Source organism: Fulvimarina pelagi HTCC2506 (genome assembly GCF_000153705.1).
In the GTDB taxonomy this organism is placed as follows: domain Bacteria; phylum Pseudomonadota; class Alphaproteobacteria; order Rhizobiales; family Rhizobiaceae; genus Fulvimarina; species Fulvimarina pelagi.
The window spans coordinates 714479-731799 of the sequence record NZ_DS022272.1 but is presented as its reverse complement, the minus strand read 5'-3'; the positions used below and the strand labels follow the sequence as shown (position 1 = coordinate 731799).

Here is a 17321-nt window from a genome sequence, read left to right as displayed (position 1 = left end):
TCAGTTGGCCTGCGCAACGGACTGGGCAGCTTCCAATCCGGCACTGTAGGTATTGATAAGGTTTTCGACCGATGCGGCCGTCACGTCGAAGACCGGCATCGGATAGACGCCGAAGAAGATGACCAGAACGACCAGCGGATAGAGGAGCGCCTTCTCGCGTCGCGACAGGTCGAGGATCTGGCGGAGGCTCTCTTTCTCGAGCGCCCCGAAGATCACGCGACGATAGAGCCAGAGCGCATAGGCCGCTGAGAGGATGACCCCCGTGGCGGCGAAGATCGCCACCCAGCTATTGACCTGGAATACGCCCAAAAGCGTAAGGAATTCGCCGACAAACCCGCTGGTGCCGGGAAGACCGACATTCGCCATGGTGAAGATCAGCATAGCGACGGCATATTTCGGCATGCGGTTCACCAGCCCGCCATAGGCCGTGATCTCGCGGGTATGCATGCGGTCGTAGACAACGCCGACGCAGAGGAAGAGCGCGCCGGAAATCAGGCCATGGGAGAGCATCTGGAAAATCGCGCCCTGCAGGCCTTGCGCATTCGCAGCGAAGATACCCATGGTCACGAAGCCCATATGGGCGACTGACGAATAGGCGATCAACTTCTTGATGTCTTCCTGCATCAACGCGACCAGCGAGGTGTAGATGATCGCGATGACGGAGAGCGAGTAAACGAAGGGCGCAAAATCGGCAGATGCAATCGGGAACATCGGCAGCGAAAAGCGCAGGAAGCCGTAGCCACCAAGCTTCAGGAGGATGCCCGCCAAGATCACCGAGCCCGCCGTCGGCGCTTCCACATGGGCATCCGGGAGCCAAGTGTGGACAGGCCACATGGGCATCTTCACTGCAAAGCTCGCAAAAAACGCAAACCAGAGCCAAGCCTGCATCGAGGCTGGGAAGTCGTGCGCCAGAAGCTCGGGAATCGAGGTCGTCCCGGCATTCCAATACATCGCCATCATTGCGACGAGCATCAGTACGGAGCCGAGGAAGGTGTAGAGGAAGAACTTGTAGCTCGCGTAGATGCGGCGCTTGCCGCCCCACACGCCGATGATCAGGAACATCGGAATGAGGCCGCCCTCGAAGAAGATGTAGAACAGGATCAGGTCGAGCGCGCAGAAGACGCCGATGACCAGCGTCTCCAGCACGAGGAACGCGATCATGTACTCCTTCACCCGTGTCTTCACGCTTTCGAAGCTCGCGAGGATGCAGAGCGGCATCAGGAAGGTCGTCAGGATGACGAACAGCATGGAAATGCCGTCGACGCCCATGTGGTACGTGATGCCGGTGCCAAGCCATTCGGCCTGCTCGACGAACTGGAAGCCCGTCGTCTGGTAGTCGAACTCGCCCCAGATCCAGAGCGAGACGACGAAGGTGAAGACCGTCGTCAACAGCGCGACATTGCGAATGTTGCGACGCGCAAGTTCGTTGTCGTCCTGGATAAGCAGGATCAGGAACGCCCCGACGAGCGGCAGGAAGGTGACGGTCGAAAGAATCGGCCAACCGGTCATCAGGAGATACCCCCGATCATCATCCAGGTGACGAGCGCCGCGACGCCGATGAGCATCGCGAAGGCGTAGTGGTAGAGATAGCCGGTCTGAAGCTTCACGACCCGATTGGTGACGTCGATCACGCGCGCCGAGACGCCGTCAGGACCCAGCCCGTCGATGATGCGGCCGTCTCCGGTCTTCCAGAGCGTCCGCCCGATCCATTTGGAGGAGCGTACGAAGAGGAAGTCGTAGAGCTCGTCGAAGTACCACTTGTTGAGGAAGAACTTGTAGAGCCCGCGATGGGTCTGGCTGAGCTGCTTCGGCATTGCCGGATTGGCGATGTAGAAATAGTAGGCGAGAGCAAAACCGACCGCCATCATCACAGTCGGGATGATCGCGACGCCGAACGCGACCTCGTGGAGATCGTGCAGTACGTGGTTCTCGGCACTGGTGAAGAGAGAAGCACCCCAGAAGTGCTCGTAGGCATCACCCACGAACTCGTGCTCGAACAGCAAGCCCGCCAGGATCGCACCTGCCGCAAGGAAAAACAGCGGAACGATCATGACTGACGGCGATTCGTGCACGTGGTGCATCACGTCGGCCGAAGCACGCGGCTTGCCGTGGAAAGTGAGGAAGATCAGGCGCCAGGAATAGAAGCTCGTCAGCAGCGCCGCGATTACGGTCAGGCCCCAGCCGTAGAGGGCGAAGGCATTATGGCCGACATAGGCCGCCTCGATCACGGCATCCTTGGAGAAATAGCCGGCCGTGAACGGAAAACCCGTCAGGGCGAGCGTACCGATGATCATCGTCCAGTAGGTGACTGGAATGTGCTTCCTCAGTCCTCCCATGCGTCGCATGTCCTGCTCGTCGGAGACGGCGTGGATCACCGAACCCGCTCCAAGGAAGAGGAGCGCCTTGAAGAAGGCGTGGGTGAAGAGGTGGAAGATCGCCACCGAATAGGCTCCGACGCCAAGCGCGACGAACATGTAACCAAGCTGCGAACAGGTCGAATAAGCGATGACCCGCTTGATGTCGTTCTGGACGAGACCGACCGTCGCGGCGAAAATGGCGGTCGACGCCCCCACGAATGTCACCACCGTCAGCGCCGTATGGCTGAGCTCGAAGATCGGCGACATGCGCGCCAGCATGAAGACGCCCGCCGTAACCATGGTCGCCGCGTGGATCAGCGCGGAGACCGGCGTCGGGCCTTCCATGGCGTCCGGCAGCCAGGTGTGGAGGCCGAGCTGGGCCGACTTGCCCATAGCGCCAAGTAAGAGGAGCAGGCAGACGCAGGTGATCGCGCCGCCCATGGTCAGCGAATAGCCGGCGAAATTCAGGACGACGTCGCCCATATTGGCCGCGCCCTCGGCAGCCGCTTCCGCGCCCTCGCCGCCCGCTTCGCCCATGCGGGAGGCGACATCGGCGGCGCCGGCGAAGATCGTGTCGAGATTGACCGACTGGAAGATCGCGAAGACGCCGAAGATGCCGAGAATAAACCCAAAATCTCCGACGCGGTTGACGATGAAAGCCTTCATCGCGGCCGCATTCGCGGACGGCTTCTTGTACCAGAATCCAATCAGCAGATAGGACGCGAGACCGACGCCCTCCCAGCCGAAGAACATCTGCACGAGGTTGTCGGCCGTCACCAGCATGAGCATGGCGAAGGTGAAGAGCGAGAGATAGGCGAAGAAGCGCGGCCGATGCGGGTCGTGGTGCATGTAGCCGATCGAATAGATGTGGACGAGCGCCGACACCGTGTTCACGACCACCAGCATGACGAGCGTTAGGCGGTCGATCTTCAGAGCCCAAGCGACGTCGAGGCCACCCGACTGCATCCATTGCAGCATGGTGATCGGCGCCATCGGCTCGTCGGCGTCGAAGGTCAGGAAGCCGATCCAGGAAAGGATCGCCGCGACGACAAGGAAGCTCGAAGTGATGTATTCCGACGCCTTCGCGCCGATCGTATTGCCCGCGAGGCCAGCGATCAGGAAGCCGGCGAGCGGAAGAAGGACGATGATCTGATACACGTCTCGATCAGCCTTTCATCGTGTTGACGTCGTCGACGGCGATCGAGCCGCGATTACGGAAGAAGACCACCAGGATCGCAAGGCCGATCGCGGCCTCGGCGGCGGCGACCGTCAGAACGAAGAGAGCAAACACCTGCCCCGCGAGGTCGTTCAGGAAGGCCGAGAACGCCACAAAATTGATGTTGACCGCGAGCAGAATCAGTTCGACCGACATCAGGATTGTGATGATGTTCTTCCGGTTCATGAAGATGCCGAAGACGCCGATCACGAAGAGGATCGCCGCAACGGTCAGGTACTGGCTGAGACCGACTTCCATGTTCTCAGGCCCCTCGTTCGTTCGTCGTCATATTCCCCGCCCGCTCTCGACTTGCTTGACCTCAATAGAGGTCGACGGGTTGCGCGCAACCTGATCGGGGATCGACTGGCGGCGCACCTTTTCCTTATGGCGAAGGGTCAGGACGATCGCCCCGATCATCGCAACGAAGAGGATGAGGCCGGCCAGCTGAAAGAACAGGATGTAGCGAGTATAAAGCACGTTGCCGAGCGCCTCGATGTTCGAGGCGCCGCCAGCCTCCGCCATCGGCAACGCGGTCTGGCTCGCGAGTACCGGATCTGCGATCGTGCCGGAACCTGCGATAATGAGCTCAGCGAGGAGCAACACGGCGATGATCGCGCCGAAGGGCGCATATTGAATTGCCCTACTCTTCAACTGGCCGACGTCGAGATCGAGCATCATGACGACGAACAGGAAGAGGATCGCAACTGCACCGACGTAGACGACGATGAGGATTAGAGCGAGGAACTCGGCTCCCGCGAGTAGGAAAAGGCCCGCCGCCGCGACGAAGGTCAGGATCAGGAAGAGCACAGAGTGCACTGGATTCTTCGCAAGGACGACCATCAGGGCGCTGCCTACGGCAATGAAGGCAAAGATGTAAAAGAAAAATGCCTGAAGACCGAGCATTGAAGCTCCCTGTAGTCGTTCTCGCGGGGCCCGATCGGGCTTCCACAATCGGTGTCGGACCGTCGAACGCTAGACCGTTCGCCGGTTTCGGCCCGGCTTACCTGTATGGCGCATCGAGCGCAATGTTGCGTGCGATTTCCCGCTCCCAGCGATCACCGTTCGCGAGCAATTTCTCCTTGTCGTAATAGAGCTCTTCGCGAGTTTCGGTGGCGAACTCGAAGTTCGGGCCCTCGACGATGGCATCGACCGGACAAGCCTCCTGGCAAAAGCCGCAATAGATGCACTTCACCATGTCGATGTCGTAGCGCACCGTGCGGCGGGTGCCGTCGTTCTGGCGCGGGCCCGCCTCGATGGTGATCGCCTGGGCGGGGCAGATCGCCTCGCAGAGTTTGCAAGCGATGCAGCGTTCCTGGCCGTTCGGATAGCGTCGCAACGCGTGCTCGCCGCGGAACCTCGGGGAGACGGGCCCCTTCTCGAACGGATAGTTCACCGTCGCCTTCGGGGCAAAGAAGTAGCGGAGCGCAAGGCCGAAGGCCTGCACGAACTCGATGAGAAAGAGTGATCGAACCGTTTGTGCGAGTGCGGACATGATGAAAGTCCCAGATGCTTCCTTCTGCTCTCCTGCGCCTCGCCGTCCGAACGACAGCCTGCACGCCTTGACGAGAGCTTGATGATTTCTGGCCAGGCCAACGTCGCGCTCTTGCCCGACCGGCATGGCTTTCAGTCTGTTTTCGTGTCGAGCCTAAAACACATAGGCCTCGACATACCAGCCGGCGATCGGGAAGAAGATCAGCTGAGAGATCCTGACGATCTCGATAATCAGCCCACCTCCGACACGCTCCGTCGGCCGCTGCTCCCTGAACCGGTCCCGGATGAGACCCAGAACGAAATAATCCGCAATGCCGATGGCGAGGCCGATCAGAGCACCGATCAACCCCATCGACATCAGGCGGCCGCGCCCCAGCCGAACGTTTGGACCACCAGCGCTGTGAGGACGACCATCCCCAAAGAGATCGGCAGGAACACCTTCCAGCCAAGACGCATGAGCTGGTCGTAGCGGTAACGCGGCACGAAAGCCTTCACCATGGCGAACATGAAGAAGACCAGACCACCTTTGATTACGAACCATATGAAGCCCGGCACCCAAGTGAAGGGCGCGAAATCAAACGGTGGCAGCCAGCCGCCCAGGAACAGGATCGTCGTCAGGCAGCACATCAGGGTTATCGCGGCATATTCGCCGAGCATGAACATCATGTACGGCGTCGCGGAATACTCGACCATGTAACCCGCTACCAGCTCCGACTCGGCCTCCGGAAGATCGAACGGCGGCCGGTTCGTCTCGGCAAGCGCCGAGATGAAGAACACCACGAACATCGGGAAGAGTCCCAGCCAGTGCCAGTCGAGGAACGTGGCCGGCAGCCCGAGCATGGTTCCGAGGCCTGTCGTCTGGGCCAGAACGATTTCCGAGAGATTCAGCGAGCCGACACAGAGGAGGACAGTGACGATGACGAAGCCGATCGAGACCTCGTAGGAGACCATTTGCGCGGCCGAACGTAGCGCACCGAGAAAGGCGTATTTCGAGTTGGACGCCCAACCGCCCATGATCACGCCGTAGACTTCGAGCGAGGAGATCGCGAAGACGAACAGAATGCCGATATTGATGTCGGCGATCACCCAACCCTGCGCCACGGGAATCACCGCGAAGGTCGCGAGCGCGAGCGTCACAGCGACGAGCGGAGCGAGCAGGAAAACCGGCTTGTCCGAAGACGCCGGTATGATCGGCTCCTTCAGCGCGAACTTCAGAAGATCGGCGAAAGATTGGAAAAGGCCGAAGGGACCTACGACGTTCGGTCCTCGCCGCATTTGCACAGCCGCCCAGATCTTACGGTCGGCGAGCAGGATGTAGGCGATCAGGACGAGAAGTACGACTAGGAACAGAACGCTTTGCGCGAGGATGATCAGGCCGGGCCAGAGGTAAAGCGAGAAGAAGTCAGTCAAGCCGTTTCGTCCTTATTCCGCCGCTTCGAGATGCGCCTGGCTCGCGAGCCGCGAACATTCGGCCATCACCTTCGAGGCCCGTGCGATTGGGTTCGTCAGGTAAAAGTCCGTCACATTCGAAGTCAGCGGCATGGATTGCAGCTTTTCGGCCCGGTCCGCAAGGCTGGTGATCGCACCTGGCTCCGCGGGAACGATGGCATCGGTTCGCATGAAGCCGTGCTCGGCGTAGAGTTCCTTGCGAAGCTGCATGAGGGAATCGAAGGGCAGTTGCCTGCCGATGACGGCGGACAAAGCGCGGATCACCGCCCAATCCTCCTTAGCCTCGCCCGGCGGGAAAGAGGCTCGGCTCGCGACCTGCGCCCGGCCCTCGAGATTGACGTAAGTGCCGGACTTTTCGGTATAGGCCGCAGTCGGCAGGATGACGTCGGCACGGCTCGCACCCTTGTCGCCATGGCTGCCCATGTAAACGACGAACGGCCCTTCCGGAATGTCGATTTCGTCAGCGCCCATGTTGAAGAGAAGGTCGACACCGCCGGACACCATCTCGCCTGCCGTATGGCCGCCCTCGCCCGGCACGAAACCGATATCCAGGCCGCCGACCCGCGAGGCCGCGGTCTGCATGACGTTGAAACCGTTCCAGCTGTCCGTGACCGCTCCGATCTCGCGAGCAAGCGCAGCTGCGGAGGCGAGAATGGCTGATCCATTCCTCCCCGAGAGAGCGCCCTGCCCTACGATGATCATCGGTCGCTCGGCGCCCTTCAGCGCCTCGAAGAACCCTTGGCTAGCGCCCTCTATGTCCGAAAGCGTATCCGTGCCTGCTCCGAGATAGGTGTAATCGTAGCGAAGATCGGTGTTCTCGCCGACGACGCCGATCGGAAAATTGTCCATACGCCAACGTTTGCGAATGCGGGCGTTGAGCAGAGAGGCTTCAAAACGCGGATTGGCACCGATGATAAGAAGCGCATCCGCGTCTTCGATGCCGGCAATCGTCGTGTTGAAGATGTAGGACGCCCGACCGTCCGCCGGATGGCTGATCGATCCGTCCTGCCGGCAGTCGATGTTCGGCGAACCGATCTCGCCCATCAGGCGCTTCATCGCCCACATGTCCTCGACCGCCGAAAGATCGCCGGCGATTGCTCCGACCTTCGAAGGATCTGTTGAATCGAGCTGCGCCTTAACGGCCGCGAACGCTTCCGGCCAACTTGCCGGCTGCAACCGACCGTCTTTACGAACATAGGGCTTGTCGAGGCGCTGGACGCGCAGACCGTCCCAAACGAAACGCGTCTTGTCGGAGATCCACTCCTCGTTCACCGCCTCGTTGGTGCGCGGCAGGATACGCATGACCTCGCGGCCGCGTGTGTCGACGCGAATGCCCGAGCCGACCGCGTCCATCACGTCAATGGTCTCGGTCTTCGTCAGCTCCCACGGCCGCGCCTGGAAGGCGTACGGGCGCGAGGTCAGCGCACCGACCGGGCAGAGATCGATGACATTGCCCTGCAATTCGGAGGTCATCGCCTGTTCGAGATAGGTGGTGATCTCGGCATCCTCGCCGCGGCCGACGAGGCCGAGCTCGGAGATCCCGGCGACCTCCGTCGTGAAGCGGACGCAGCGAGTGCAATGGATGCATCGCGTCATGATCGTCTTGACGAGTGGGCCGATATACTTGTCTTCGACAGCGCGCTTATTTTCGACATAACGCGAGGAATCGACGCCGTAGGCCATCGCCTGATCCTGCAGATCGCACTCGCCGCCCTGATCACAGATCGGGCAATCGAGCGGATGGTTGATCAGCAAAAACTCCATCACGCCCTCACGGGCCTTCTTGACCATCGGCGTGGTGGTGAAAACTTCCGGAAGCTCGCCGTTCGGTCCTTTGCGCAGATCCTTGACGCCCATGGCGCACGAAGCCGCGGGCTTGGGCGGACCGCCCTTCACTTCGACCAGGCACATGCGGCAATTGCCCGCGATCGACAGCCGCTCATGGAAGCAGAACCGGGGAATCTCTGCACCCGCTTCCTCGCATGCCTGCAGCAACGTGAAGTGGTCAGGAACTTCGACCTCGCGGCCGTCGACTTTGAGCTGTGTCATAGTCTCTTAAACTTCCTCTTCCAGGCGGCCAATGCACTGTAAACGCGCTTCCAGCTCCCGGTAAAACTTAAGTTGCGGCGCGAGCGCACACATAAACCGCCCTACTCCGCCGCCACCAGATGCGGCCGGTCGAGATCGGCATTGCGCGAAAACTCGTCGATGCGGCGCTCGATCTCCGGCCGAAAATGCCGCATCAGGCCTTGGATTGGCCATGCCGCTGCATCACCCAAGGCACAGATCGTGTGGCCTTCGACCTGCTTCGTGACCTGAAGCAGCATGTCGATCTCGCTCTTTTTCGCGTTGCCGACAACCATGCGCTCCATCACGCGCCACATCCAGCCCGTGCCCTCGCGGCATGGCGTACACTGGCCGCAGCTCTCGTGCTTGTAAAAGTAGGAGATGCGGGCGATCGCCTTCACGATATCGGTGGACTTGTCCATCACGATAACCGCGGCTGTGCCGAGGGAGGTCTTGATGTCCTTGAGGCCGTCGAAGTCCATCGGCGCATCGATTATGTCCTTGGCGGGAACGAGCGGGACGGACGACCCACCCGGAATGACGGCGAGGAGATTATCCCAGCCGCCCCGCACGCCGCCGCAATGCTTGTCGATGAGCTCGCGGAACGAGATGCTCATCGCCTCTTCCACTGTGCAGGGCTGCTCGACATGCCCTGAAATGCAGAAGAGTTTGGTACCGGTGTTGTTCTCGCGCCCGATGCCGGCAAACCAACCCGCACCGCGGCGCAGAATCGTCGGCGCGACGGCGATCGATTCGACGTTGTTCACCGTCGTCGGGCAACCATAAAGGCCCACATTGGCCGGGAACGGCGGCTTGAGGCGAGGCTGGCCCTTCTTGCCTTCAAGGCTTTCGAGAAGCGCTGTTTCCTCGCCGCAGATGTATGCGCCGGCACCGTGGTGAACGACAATGTCGAAGTCCCAGCCGCACTTGTTGTCCGCTCCGAGGAGACCTTCCTCGTAGCACTCGTCGACCGCCTTCTGGAGCGCCTCACGCTCGCGGATATACTCGCCCCGGATGTAGATGTAGGCGGTGTGTGCGCCCATTGCGAAGCCGGCGATGAGGCAGCCCTCGATCAGCGTGAATGGGTCGTTCCGCATGATTTCCCGGTCCTTGCAGGTCCCGGGTTCGGACTCGTCAGCATTCACGACCAGATAGTGTGGCCGCCCTGCACTTTCCTTCGGCATGAAGGACCATTTGAGACCGGTCGGAAAGCCCGCGCCGCCACGCCCGCGAAGACCGGATGCCTTCATCTCGTTGATGATCCAGTCGCGGCCCTTCTCGACGATCTCTTTCGTGCCATCGAAATGGCCGCGCTTCATCGCAGCCTTCAGGCTCTTGTCGCGAAGCCCATATATATTCGTGAAGATGCGGTCCTTATCGGCCAGCATGCGAGCCGCTCCTTCTTACCCGTCCGAATTGCCGTTGCCGGCACCATAGTCCGCCCGCTCCTTGGCCTGATCGACCCAGCGATCGCGCACGGCACGTCCACGGAAATTAAGATAATTGTCGATCCAGATAAGCTCTTCGCGTCGCCATGCCGCGATCTGCCAGAAGTGGTAGACCCCGACGTCGTTGAGCTTGCCTTCGATGACCGGGCCGATGCCTTTGATCTGCTTCAGATCATCCTTCTCGCCATCCTTCGGCGCATCGAGGAGATCGCCGGGCTTCTCGCCCTCTCCGAGATCGCCCGCATCGTCGGATTCGCCGCCCGTCTCCGATCTGGTCTCGAACGTATCGTCGAAGACCGGGCCGGCAGTCTCGTCCTGGGTTCCGGTCCTGTTGCCTTCGATCGGGCGACCTTCGGCTGCCAGCCGATCGGAGTTGGCCTCACCCTCGCGAGCCCGTTCGATATCCGTACCCACTGCGTCATCGACGACCTTGAAGTCCTGGACGACGGCATCCCTCGCGGAAGCCTCCTTATCGAGGAATGTACCGCCTGACATCTGCGCCACAGCGCTTTCGTCGTCGCCAGTCACGACACCCGACTCGGCGGCATCCCGCTCGGCCTGATCGGTACCGCCGCTCTCCGTGCCGCCCTCCTGCCCGGGTGCGCCGGACTGTGCTTCGCGTACGAGTTCGTCGCTTTCGATGTCTTCCGCCGACTGCGGCGCGTTGCCGTTGCCCGCTTTGCCCTCGGATGCAATCGACGGATCGGTGTATTCTGAGTGGCTATCCGGCCGCCCAGCTTCGGAGGGTGGCGTCGAAATGGTCCTGCCCGCGCCGTTACCTTGGCTGGGCGCACCATTTGCAGGCCCATGCGCACCTTCGCGTTTTTGCTTCGCGATCAGGTCGCCGTAGTCTTCAGTCAATGAGGTGAGACCACCGATCGGAACGGATTGATGCCGACCGTTCTGGGGTCCGGTCGTGACGTTCGCGCCATTGCCGGCTTCGAACTCATCGATGATTTCCTCCAGCCGTTCTGGAGTGAGGTCCTCATAGGCATCCTTGAAGATCATGACCATGGGCGCGTTAACGCAGGCGCCCTGACATTCGACCTCCTCCCAGGAGAGCGTGCCGGATGAATTGCGGTGAAACGGAACGGGGTGAATCTTCTTCTTGCAGACCGCCTTGAGATCTTCCGCACCGCGCAGCATGCAGGGCGTAGTTCCGCAGACCTGAACATGAGCGCGGGTGCCGATCGGCTGCAGCATGAACTGGGTGTAGAACGTAGCGACCTCGAGAACACGGATCAGCGGCATCTTCAGTCGATCGGCAACGTGTTCGACCGCCGCCTTCGTGACCCAACCCTCCTGGTCTTGTGCACGCATCAGAAGGGGTATCACGGCCGACTGCTGCCGGCCTTCTGGATATTTGCGGACGGTCGCATCGGCCCACGCCGCGTTTTCGTCTGTGAACGCGAAGCTTTGGGGCTGTATGCTGTCATCGGCAAGACGTCGAACAGACATCGGGACTTCTCTTCATTCTCATCAAAGGCTTGGCATGGACGAATGCAGGCTCGTGGTCGGCTACGCGGATAAGCAGCGATGGAAACTCTGTTTCCTTACTGCCTAGCCGGCGATTGTTTATGCCGAACTGCAAACCTGCGGACCGCCAACCATAACACGCGATCTGCGCCGATGGTCTCGAACAGCAGGCAAACGCTTCTCTCGCTCTTCATCTTTATCCGAGAGCTTTCCGTCAACCATTTCGAGTTTCACACGCGCCATAGAGGAGCGAGCAATTGCTTCCTCGGCCGCCCATCGACACCCTCCCGTTGAAATTACCGAGGCGGTCATCGATCCACCTCTCCGAACACGATATCGAGCGTGCCGAGGATAGCCGAAACGTCCGCGAGCAAGTGTCCCTTGCACATGACGTCCATCGCCTGGAGGTGGGCAAAGCCGGGGGCCTTGATCTTGCAGCGGTGCGGCTTGTTAGTGCCGTCCGCAACGAGATAGACACCGAATTCGCCCTTCGGCGCCTCGACCGCCGCATAGACTTCCCCTTCCGGCAGATGGAAGCCTTCGGTGTAAAGCTTGAAGTGGTGGATAAGCGCTTCCATGGAGCGTTTCATCTCTGGCCGCTTAGGCGGCACGACCTTGCCCATGGGCGCAGAGACCGGGCCGGTTTTTTCCTCGCCGGAAAGCCGTTCGATGCACTGCTTCATGATGCGCACCGCTTCGCGCATCTCAACCATGCGTATGAGATAGCGGTCGTAGCAATCCCCGTTCTTGCCGACCGGAATGTCGAATTCCATCTCGTCGTAGCACTCGTAGGGCTGCGACTTTCGAAGATCCCAGGCCGCTCCCGAACCGCGCACCATCACGCCGGAAAAGCCCATCGCCCAGGCATCGTCGAGATTGACGACGCCGATATCGACATTGCGCTGCTTGAAGATGCGGTTGTCGGTGAGCAGGCCTTCGAGATCGTCGCAGACCTTTAGGAACGGATCACACCACTCGCCGATATCGTCGATCAGCTTCTGATCGATATCCTGATGGACACCGCCGGGGCGGAAATAGCTGGAATGGAGCCGGGCGCCGGAAGCGCGCTCGTAGAAAACCATCAGCTTTTCGCGCTCCTCAAAGCCCCAAAGCGGAGGCGTGAGAGCGCCCACGTCCATGGCTTGGGTCGTCACGTTGAGGAGATGCGACAGGATGCGTCCGATCTCGCAGTAGAGAACGCGGATAAGTTGGCCGCGCTTCGGAACGTCCACATCTGCCAGCCGCTCGATCGCGAGGCAGAAAGCATGCTCCTGGTTCATCGGCGAGACATAGTCGAGTCGGTCGAAATAGGGGATCGCCTGGAGATAGGTCTTGTGCTCGATCAGCTTCTCGGTGCCACGATGAAGAAGTCCGACATGCGGGTCCACCCGCTCCACGATCTCGCCGTCGAGCTCGAGAACCAGCCTGAGAACGCCGTGTGCCGCCGGATGCTGGGGACCGAAATTGATGTTGAAGTTACGGACGTCGATTTCAGCCATCGGCCTATCCTTCGTCGGAAGCGAACTGGGCGAGAAACTCCATGCCGGTCAGTTTCTTCGTGTCATTTGCGAGGTCGTACCAGCTGGGCTTCGAATCGATGAAGATCTGCTCGGATAGTTCAGCGTCGTCGATATCGGTGCATGCCATGGCCGAAAGACCATAATGGGACGCGTCCTTCGTGCGGAAAAACAGAGCAGAACCGCATCTTTTGCACGAGCCGCGTTCGCCCCATTCCGAAGACGCATAGACCCCGAGCGAGTCGATCCCCGCAATCGTAACGTCGCCTGCCCCTTCGATCGCCATGAAGGGGCCGCCGCACCAGCGTCGGCAGGTGTCACAATGACATACGGAAACCCGGAGTCGATCGACCTTAGCGTCGATCTTGATGTCGCCGCAGAGGCAGTGAGCGTGAAGCCGCCGTTTCGCCATCGCTCGTCTCCGCTCAGTTCGGCGCCTTCTCGTCCCCCGGCAGCACGTATTCCGTGCCCTCCCAGGGCGAGAGGAAATCGAAATTGCGGAATTCCTGACGCAGATCGACCGGCTCGTAGACCACTTGCTTGCGCTCCTCGTCGTAGCGAACCTCGACGAAGCCGGTCAGCGGAAAATCCTTGCGCAGCGGATAGCCCTCGAACCCGTAGTCAGTGAGGATGCGACGGAGATCCGGATGTCCTGTGAACAGGATGCCGTACAGATCATAGGCCTCGCGTTCGAACCAGTCGGCCGCCGGGAAGACGTCGGAGACCGACGGCACCGGATCATCCTCAGCCGTCATCGTCTTGACCCGGATCCGGCAATTCTGCCGCGGCGAGAGGAGGTGATAGACCACCTCGAACCGCTTTTCCCGTTGCGGGAAGTCGACGCCGCAGAGATCGACGAAATTGATGAACTGCATCTTTGGATCGTCGCGAAGGGTCGTCATCACCTTCACGACGTTCTCCGGCGTCACGACGAGGGTGAGTTCGCCGAAGCGGAAGAAATGATCCTCGATCCGATCTTCCAGCGATTCGAGAACCGCGTCGCGAACGTCCGAGCTGATTTGCTCGTGAGCCATTTGCGTCTCCTCAGCGCTCGATCGTGCCGGTGCGGCGTATCTTCTTCTGGAGAAGCATCACGCCGTAAAGCAGCGCCTCTGCGCTCGGTGGACAGCCAGGCACGTAGATATCAACTGGAATAACGCGATCGCAGCCACGGACCACCGAATAGGAGTAATGGTAATAGCCGCCGCCGTTGGCGCAGGAACCCATGGAGATCACGTAGCGGGGCTCCGGCATCTGATCGTAGACCTTGCGCAGAGCCGGTGCCATTTTATTCGTCAGCGTCCCGGCAACGATCATCACATCGGACTGACGCGGCGAGGCTCGCGGTGCAAAACCGAACCGCTCGGCATCGTAACGCGGCATCGACATCTGCATCATCTCGACAGCGCAGCACGCAAGACCGAATGTCATCCACATCAAGGAGCCGTTACGGGCCCACTGAATGAGATCGTCTGTCGATGTGACGAGAAAGCCTTTGTCGGCCAGCTCGTCGTTGATCGCCGTGACGAAAGGATCGGGTGCCGCGGTCACCGAGCCCGGTGCGCCGACGCTCGCGACATCCGTCTGCGGCGCTAAGAGCGGCTTATTCGTTCCGTGGATCACTCCCATTCGAGAGCTCCCTTTTTCCATTCATATATGAAGCCGACGGTGAGGACGCCCAGGAAGAACATCATCGACCAGAGGCCGAACCATCCGACTTCGCCGAAGCTCGCCGCCCAGGGGAACAGGAACGCGACTTCGAGATCGAAGATGATGAACAGGATCGACACGAGATAGAACCTGACATCGAATTTCATGCGGGAGTCGTCGAATGCATCGAACCCGCATTCGTAAGCCGACAGCTTTTCGTCATCTGGCGATTTGTAGGCCAGCAAGAACGGCGAGACCAATAGGGCCAACCCGATCACCAGACAGATGCCGACGAAGATGACGATCGGCAGATACGAAGTCAGAAGTTCTTCCATCGAAAAGATTGGCCCTCGCTCGTCGACGGTCGGACGTCGCTGCAGAAACGATGCGCCCGAAAAATTGGCCCGCGATCATGAGCCGGCGCCGCCTCGTTCCGACCTTTGGGAGAAGCCGAAAGCGCGGACCGAAACCTCACGGGCTGTTTCGGGCAACACCTAGCCCCTTGCCATTGAACGCGCAAGCGCGGGCAGCGTTGTCAGATGGACGCGCCATGCCTACAAAACGACATGCCCCAACAGAACTGATTTTCAAGAAGATAAACGCAAAGCCATTTCCGCAGACCGCAACAGGATCCCACGATGAAATGGCGCGAGTGACGGGGCTCGAACCCGCGACCTCCGGCGTGACAGGCCGGCACTCTAACCAACTGAGCTACACCCGCGTTTTATCGCCAGCCAAGGCAGCGATGGCGGTCATTTACGGGCTCGTCAGAGGCAAGTCAAGCGGCCCTCCAGAAACATTCAGCGTGTCGAAATGAGGGTGCTCGAGGCTTTAATCTCCGACGATCGTGTCGTGCCGATCCAGGATGCAATAAGCCGAATGAACCAAACAATCGGAGCGCGCGCAATGAGCTCTAGCGCAGGGAAAACCTGTGCCGCGCGTTCTCCAGCCGACTGCCCAGCCGATCATATCAGCCCAGAGATTGAAGCGAGGAGGTCTGCCGCTCTTGAAAGAACCCGGCGAAGCAAATAGACAAGCGGTCCCGACGCAGAGCGGGCGGTTAGCTCAGTTGGTAGAGCGCCTCGTTTACACCGAGGATGTCGGGAGTTCGAGTCTCTCACCGCCCACCACGTCCAGCGCCATAGACGACAGGTGCCCGGCTGTTCGGCCAATCTCCCCATGACGTTCGCAAAGCTAGACGAAAACCGAATGTTGGAACCCGTTAAACGTCGCTTTATGGCCCAATTAATCAGAACCGCCCTTATTCCTGCAGCGCTTCTCGCAGTTGGCCTCGCCCTCTCAGGCTGCGCCAATGAGCCGACATTCGGCGAGCGCCTCATCGCAGACGGCGAAAGGCGGCAGAGGCTGGGCCGCGAGGCTATGGCTGCCGAAGCAGACATCGAGCGTGGCAACGCAATGATCAGCGAAGCGCGGTCGAGTCGCGACGCCAGCGAAGATCAGCTTCGTGAAGGCCGCCGCCTTGTGGAGGAAGGCCAGCGGACCCTCCGCCGCATCGAAGACCAAACCCGCTGAAACTCGTTCCGTCGCGCGTGTTCGGCCTTCGCTTCTCCAGGAACCGAACGGCGGGTGGGTAAAAACGCCTGTAAAGGCCTTGGTATCGCGCCTATGTCTTCATCATGACATGAGATGAAAGGAGGCGATCCAACCATGGATCAAAACGACGCCCTCAAGGAGGTGCAACGCTGCGCCGATGCCCTGACGAAAGCCATGAATGCCGCAGAGCAGCAAGGCCTTCACGTCGATATAGAGGTTGTCGAACGAGCGCCTGGCGGCCAGAGACCTGAAGGTCGCTACGTGCTGGTTCATCGCCACGAAGCCGATACCGGAATTCGACCGGAAAATCTCCATTCGGCCAACGACTACTGATCCCGTTCGCTGACAATTCGCGCGTACTACCGATTTGATAAGGAATAGGCCATGGCACTCGCACTCATCGTCGGGGTCGGCGACGGGCTCTCGGCATCCCTAGCGCGAAAGCTTGCCGCCCGCGGTTATTCGTTGATTCTTGCCGCCCGGGATACCGGCAAGCTGGAGGGCCTGGCGGGGGAGACCGGTGCGACAACGGTTCAGTGCGATGCGGCACTGTCCGAGGACATGGACCGGCTCTTCGAGGAGGTGGATGCCGGATCGGAGGATCTTGCCGTCGCGATCTACAATCCATCGGCTCGCACGAAGGGGGCCTTGGTCGACCTCGACCCCACAACGGTTCGCACGGCCCTCGATGTCACGGCATTCGGCGCGTTCCTTATGGCCCAACAAGCTGCCCGTCGAATGGTGCGACGGCAATCGGGAACCATCCTTTTCACCGGCGCATCAGCTGGCGTGAAAGGTTTCCCACGTTCGGCACCCTTCGCGATGGGCAAATTCGCTCTACGCGGTCTTGCCCAATCCATGGCGCGCGAGCTTCACCCGCAGGGTGTCCATGTCGGTCATGTGGTCGTGGACGGATCAATTGGACCCGCGGGTGGCGGCAGCCAGTCAACCAACGTCAACCCCGACGCGCAACTCGATCCGGACGCGATAGCCGAGACTTATCTTTCCCTTATCGATCAGCCGCGCAGTGCCTGGGCTTGGGAGATTGAACTGAGGCCCTGGGTGGAAACGTTTTGATCCGCCTCGCGCTCCCGAG

18 protein-coding genes and 2 tRNA genes are annotated in these 17321 nt (G+C 60.3%); 4 read left to right on the top strand and 16 right to left on the bottom strand.

Annotated elements, in window-relative coordinates; translation table 11 throughout:
- The 16 genes from FP2506_RS03360 to FP2506_RS03285 form a co-directional block, all read right to left on the bottom strand.
- Positions 1–1509, bottom strand: a complete 1509-nt coding sequence (locus tag FP2506_RS03360; RefSeq protein ID WP_007065975.1) for an NADH-quinone oxidoreductase subunit M — start codon at positions 1507–1509, stop codon at positions 1–3.
- Complete coding sequence (gene nuoL / locus FP2506_RS03355; RefSeq protein ID WP_007065974.1) at positions 1509–3515, bottom strand: NADH-quinone oxidoreductase subunit L; 2007 nt, start codon at positions 3513–3515, stop codon at positions 1509–1511. Before nuoL ends, FP2506_RS03360 begins: the two co-directional genes overlap by 1 nt.
- Before the next feature lie 7 nt (positions 3516–3522).
- Complete coding sequence (gene nuoK / locus FP2506_RS03350; protein ID WP_007065973.1) at positions 3523–3831, bottom strand: NADH-quinone oxidoreductase subunit NuoK; 309 nt, start codon at positions 3829–3831, stop codon at positions 3523–3525.
- 27 nt (positions 3832–3858) lie between these two features.
- The gene (locus FP2506_RS03345; protein WP_007065972.1) at positions 3859–4476 is read right to left on the bottom strand and encodes an NADH-quinone oxidoreductase subunit J; all 618 of its coding nucleotides are present in this window, start codon (positions 4474–4476) and stop codon (positions 3859–3861) included.
- A gap of 97 nt (positions 4477–4573) precedes the next feature.
- Positions 4574–5065 carry an NADH-quinone oxidoreductase subunit NuoI gene (nuoI, locus tag FP2506_RS03340; protein WP_007065971.1) on the bottom strand — a complete coding sequence of 164 codons (492 nt, stop codon included), beginning with the start codon at positions 5063–5065 and terminating at the stop codon, positions 4574–4576.
- Positions 5066–5218: 153 nt separating this feature from the next.
- Entirely contained in the window at positions 5219–5422 is a 204-nt protein-coding gene (locus tag FP2506_RS03335) for a hypothetical protein (RefSeq protein WP_007065970.1), read from the bottom strand.
- Positions 5422–6474 carry an NADH-quinone oxidoreductase subunit NuoH gene (gene nuoH, locus FP2506_RS03330; RefSeq protein ID WP_007065969.1) on the bottom strand — a complete coding sequence of 351 codons (1053 nt, stop codon included), beginning with the start codon at positions 6472–6474 and terminating at the stop codon, positions 5422–5424. Before nuoH ends, FP2506_RS03335 begins: the two co-directional genes overlap by 1 nt.
- Positions 6475–6486: 12 nt before the next feature.
- Positions 6487–8562 carry an NADH-quinone oxidoreductase subunit NuoG gene (gene nuoG, locus FP2506_RS03325; RefSeq protein ID WP_007065968.1) on the bottom strand — a complete coding sequence of 692 codons (2076 nt, stop codon included), beginning with the start codon at positions 8560–8562 and terminating at the stop codon, positions 6487–6489.
- A gap of 101 nt (positions 8563–8663) precedes the next feature.
- Positions 8664–9968, bottom strand: a complete 1305-nt coding sequence (gene nuoF, locus FP2506_RS03320; protein WP_007065967.1) for an NADH-quinone oxidoreductase subunit NuoF — start codon at positions 9966–9968, stop codon at positions 8664–8666.
- 15 nt (positions 9969–9983) lie between these two features.
- Positions 9984–11486, bottom strand: coding sequence for an NADH-quinone oxidoreductase subunit NuoE (gene nuoE, locus FP2506_RS03315; protein ID WP_007065966.1), 1503 nt, complete (start codon positions 11484–11486; stop codon positions 9984–9986).
- 326 nt (positions 11487–11812) lie between these two features.
- Complete coding sequence (locus tag FP2506_RS03310) at positions 11813–13003, bottom strand: NADH-quinone oxidoreductase subunit D (protein WP_007065965.1); 1191 nt, start codon at positions 13001–13003, stop codon at positions 11813–11815.
- A gap of 4 nt (positions 13004–13007) precedes the next feature.
- Positions 13008–13433 carry a GFA family protein gene (locus FP2506_RS03305; protein WP_040488877.1) on the bottom strand — a complete coding sequence of 142 codons (426 nt, stop codon included), beginning with the start codon at positions 13431–13433 and terminating at the stop codon, positions 13008–13010.
- 13 nt (positions 13434–13446) lie between these two features.
- Positions 13447–14055, bottom strand: a complete 609-nt coding sequence (locus FP2506_RS03300) for an NADH-quinone oxidoreductase subunit C (protein ID WP_007065963.1) — start codon at positions 14053–14055, stop codon at positions 13447–13449.
- A gap of 10 nt (positions 14056–14065) precedes the next feature.
- A complete protein-coding gene (locus FP2506_RS03295) occupies positions 14066–14650 on the bottom strand; it encodes a NuoB/complex I 20 kDa subunit family protein (RefSeq protein WP_007065962.1) in 585 nt (194 codons plus the stop codon).
- Positions 14641–15006 (bottom strand): NADH-quinone oxidoreductase subunit A, encoded by a 366-nt coding sequence (locus tag FP2506_RS03290; RefSeq protein ID WP_007065961.1) that lies wholly within the window; start codon positions 15004–15006, stop codon positions 14641–14643. The genes FP2506_RS03295 and FP2506_RS03290 overlap by 10 nt, the downstream gene beginning before the upstream one ends.
- Before the next feature lie 309 nt (positions 15007–15315).
- Positions 15316–15392 (bottom strand) — tRNA-Asp (locus FP2506_RS03285).
- Between the two features lie 333 nt (positions 15393–15725).
- Between FP2506_RS03285 and FP2506_RS03280 the strand changes: the two genes are divergently transcribed.
- The 4 genes from FP2506_RS03280 (at position 15726) to FP2506_RS03265 (ending at position 17302) form a co-directional block, all read left to right on the top strand.
- Positions 15726–15801 (top strand) — tRNA-Val (locus FP2506_RS03280).
- 106 nt (positions 15802–15907) lie between these two features.
- Entirely contained in the window at positions 15908–16204 is a 297-nt protein-coding gene (locus FP2506_RS03275) for a hypothetical protein (RefSeq protein WP_007065960.1), read from the top strand.
- Positions 16205–16339: 135 nt separating this feature from the next.
- Positions 16340–16558 (top strand): hypothetical protein, encoded by a 219-nt coding sequence (locus tag FP2506_RS18650; protein ID WP_148227454.1) that lies wholly within the window; start codon positions 16340–16342, stop codon positions 16556–16558.
- A 51-nt stretch (positions 16559–16609) separates the two neighbouring features.
- Positions 16610–17302 (top strand): SDR family NAD(P)-dependent oxidoreductase, encoded by a 693-nt coding sequence (locus FP2506_RS03265; protein ID WP_007065958.1) that lies wholly within the window; start codon positions 16610–16612, stop codon positions 17300–17302.
- The last annotated feature ends 19 nt before the right edge of the window (positions 17303–17321 follow it).

Coding starts and splice junctions, on each gene's coding strand:
- nuoG (WP_007065968.1), bottom strand. CDS start 8,562: ATGACACAGCTCAAAGTCGACGGCCGCGAGGTCGAAGTTCCTGACCAC.
- nuoE (WP_007065966.1), bottom strand. CDS start 11,486: ATGTCTGTTCGACGTCTTGCCGATGACAGCATACAGCCCCAAAGCTTC.
- nuoI (WP_007065971.1), bottom strand. CDS start 5,065: ATGTCCGCACTCGCACAAACGGTTCGATCACTCTTTCTCATCGAGTTC.
- FP2506_RS03265 (WP_007065958.1), top strand. CDS start 16,610: ATGGCACTCGCACTCATCGTCGGGGTCGGCGACGGGCTCTCGGCATCC.
- nuoK (WP_007065973.1), bottom strand. CDS start 3,831: ATGGAAGTCGGTCTCAGCCAGTACCTGACCGTTGCGGCGATCCTCTTC.
- FP2506_RS03305 (WP_040488877.1), bottom strand. CDS start 13,433: ATGGCGAAACGGCGGCTTCACGCTCACTGCCTCTGCGGCGACATCAAG.
- FP2506_RS03295 (WP_007065962.1), bottom strand. CDS start 14,650: ATGGGAGTGATCCACGGAACGAATAAGCCGCTCTTAGCGCCGCAGACG.
- FP2506_RS03310 (WP_007065965.1), bottom strand. CDS start 13,003: ATGGCTGAAATCGACGTCCGTAACTTCAACATCAATTTCGGTCCCCAG.
- FP2506_RS03360 (WP_007065975.1), bottom strand. CDS start 1,509: ATGACCGGTTGGCCGATTCTTTCGACCGTCACCTTCCTGCCGCTCGTC.
- FP2506_RS03290 (WP_007065961.1), bottom strand. CDS start 15,006: ATGGAAGAACTTCTGACTTCGTATCTGCCGATCGTCATCTTCGTCGGC.
- FP2506_RS03335 (WP_007065970.1), bottom strand. CDS start 5,422: ATGTCGATGGGGTTGATCGGTGCTCTGATCGGCCTCGCCATCGGCATT.
- FP2506_RS03275 (WP_007065960.1), top strand. CDS start 15,908: ATGGCCCAATTAATCAGAACCGCCCTTATTCCTGCAGCGCTTCTCGCA.
- FP2506_RS03345 (WP_007065972.1), bottom strand. CDS start 4,476: ATGCTCGGTCTTCAGGCATTTTTCTTTTACATCTTTGCCTTCATTGCC.
- nuoF (WP_007065967.1), bottom strand. CDS start 9,968: ATGCTGGCCGATAAGGACCGCATCTTCACGAATATATATGGGCTTCGC.
- FP2506_RS03300 (WP_007065963.1), bottom strand. CDS start 14,055: ATGGCTCACGAGCAAATCAGCTCGGACGTTCGCGACGCGGTTCTCGAA.
- FP2506_RS18650 (WP_148227454.1), top strand. CDS start 16,340: ATGGATCAAAACGACGCCCTCAAGGAGGTGCAACGCTGCGCCGATGCC.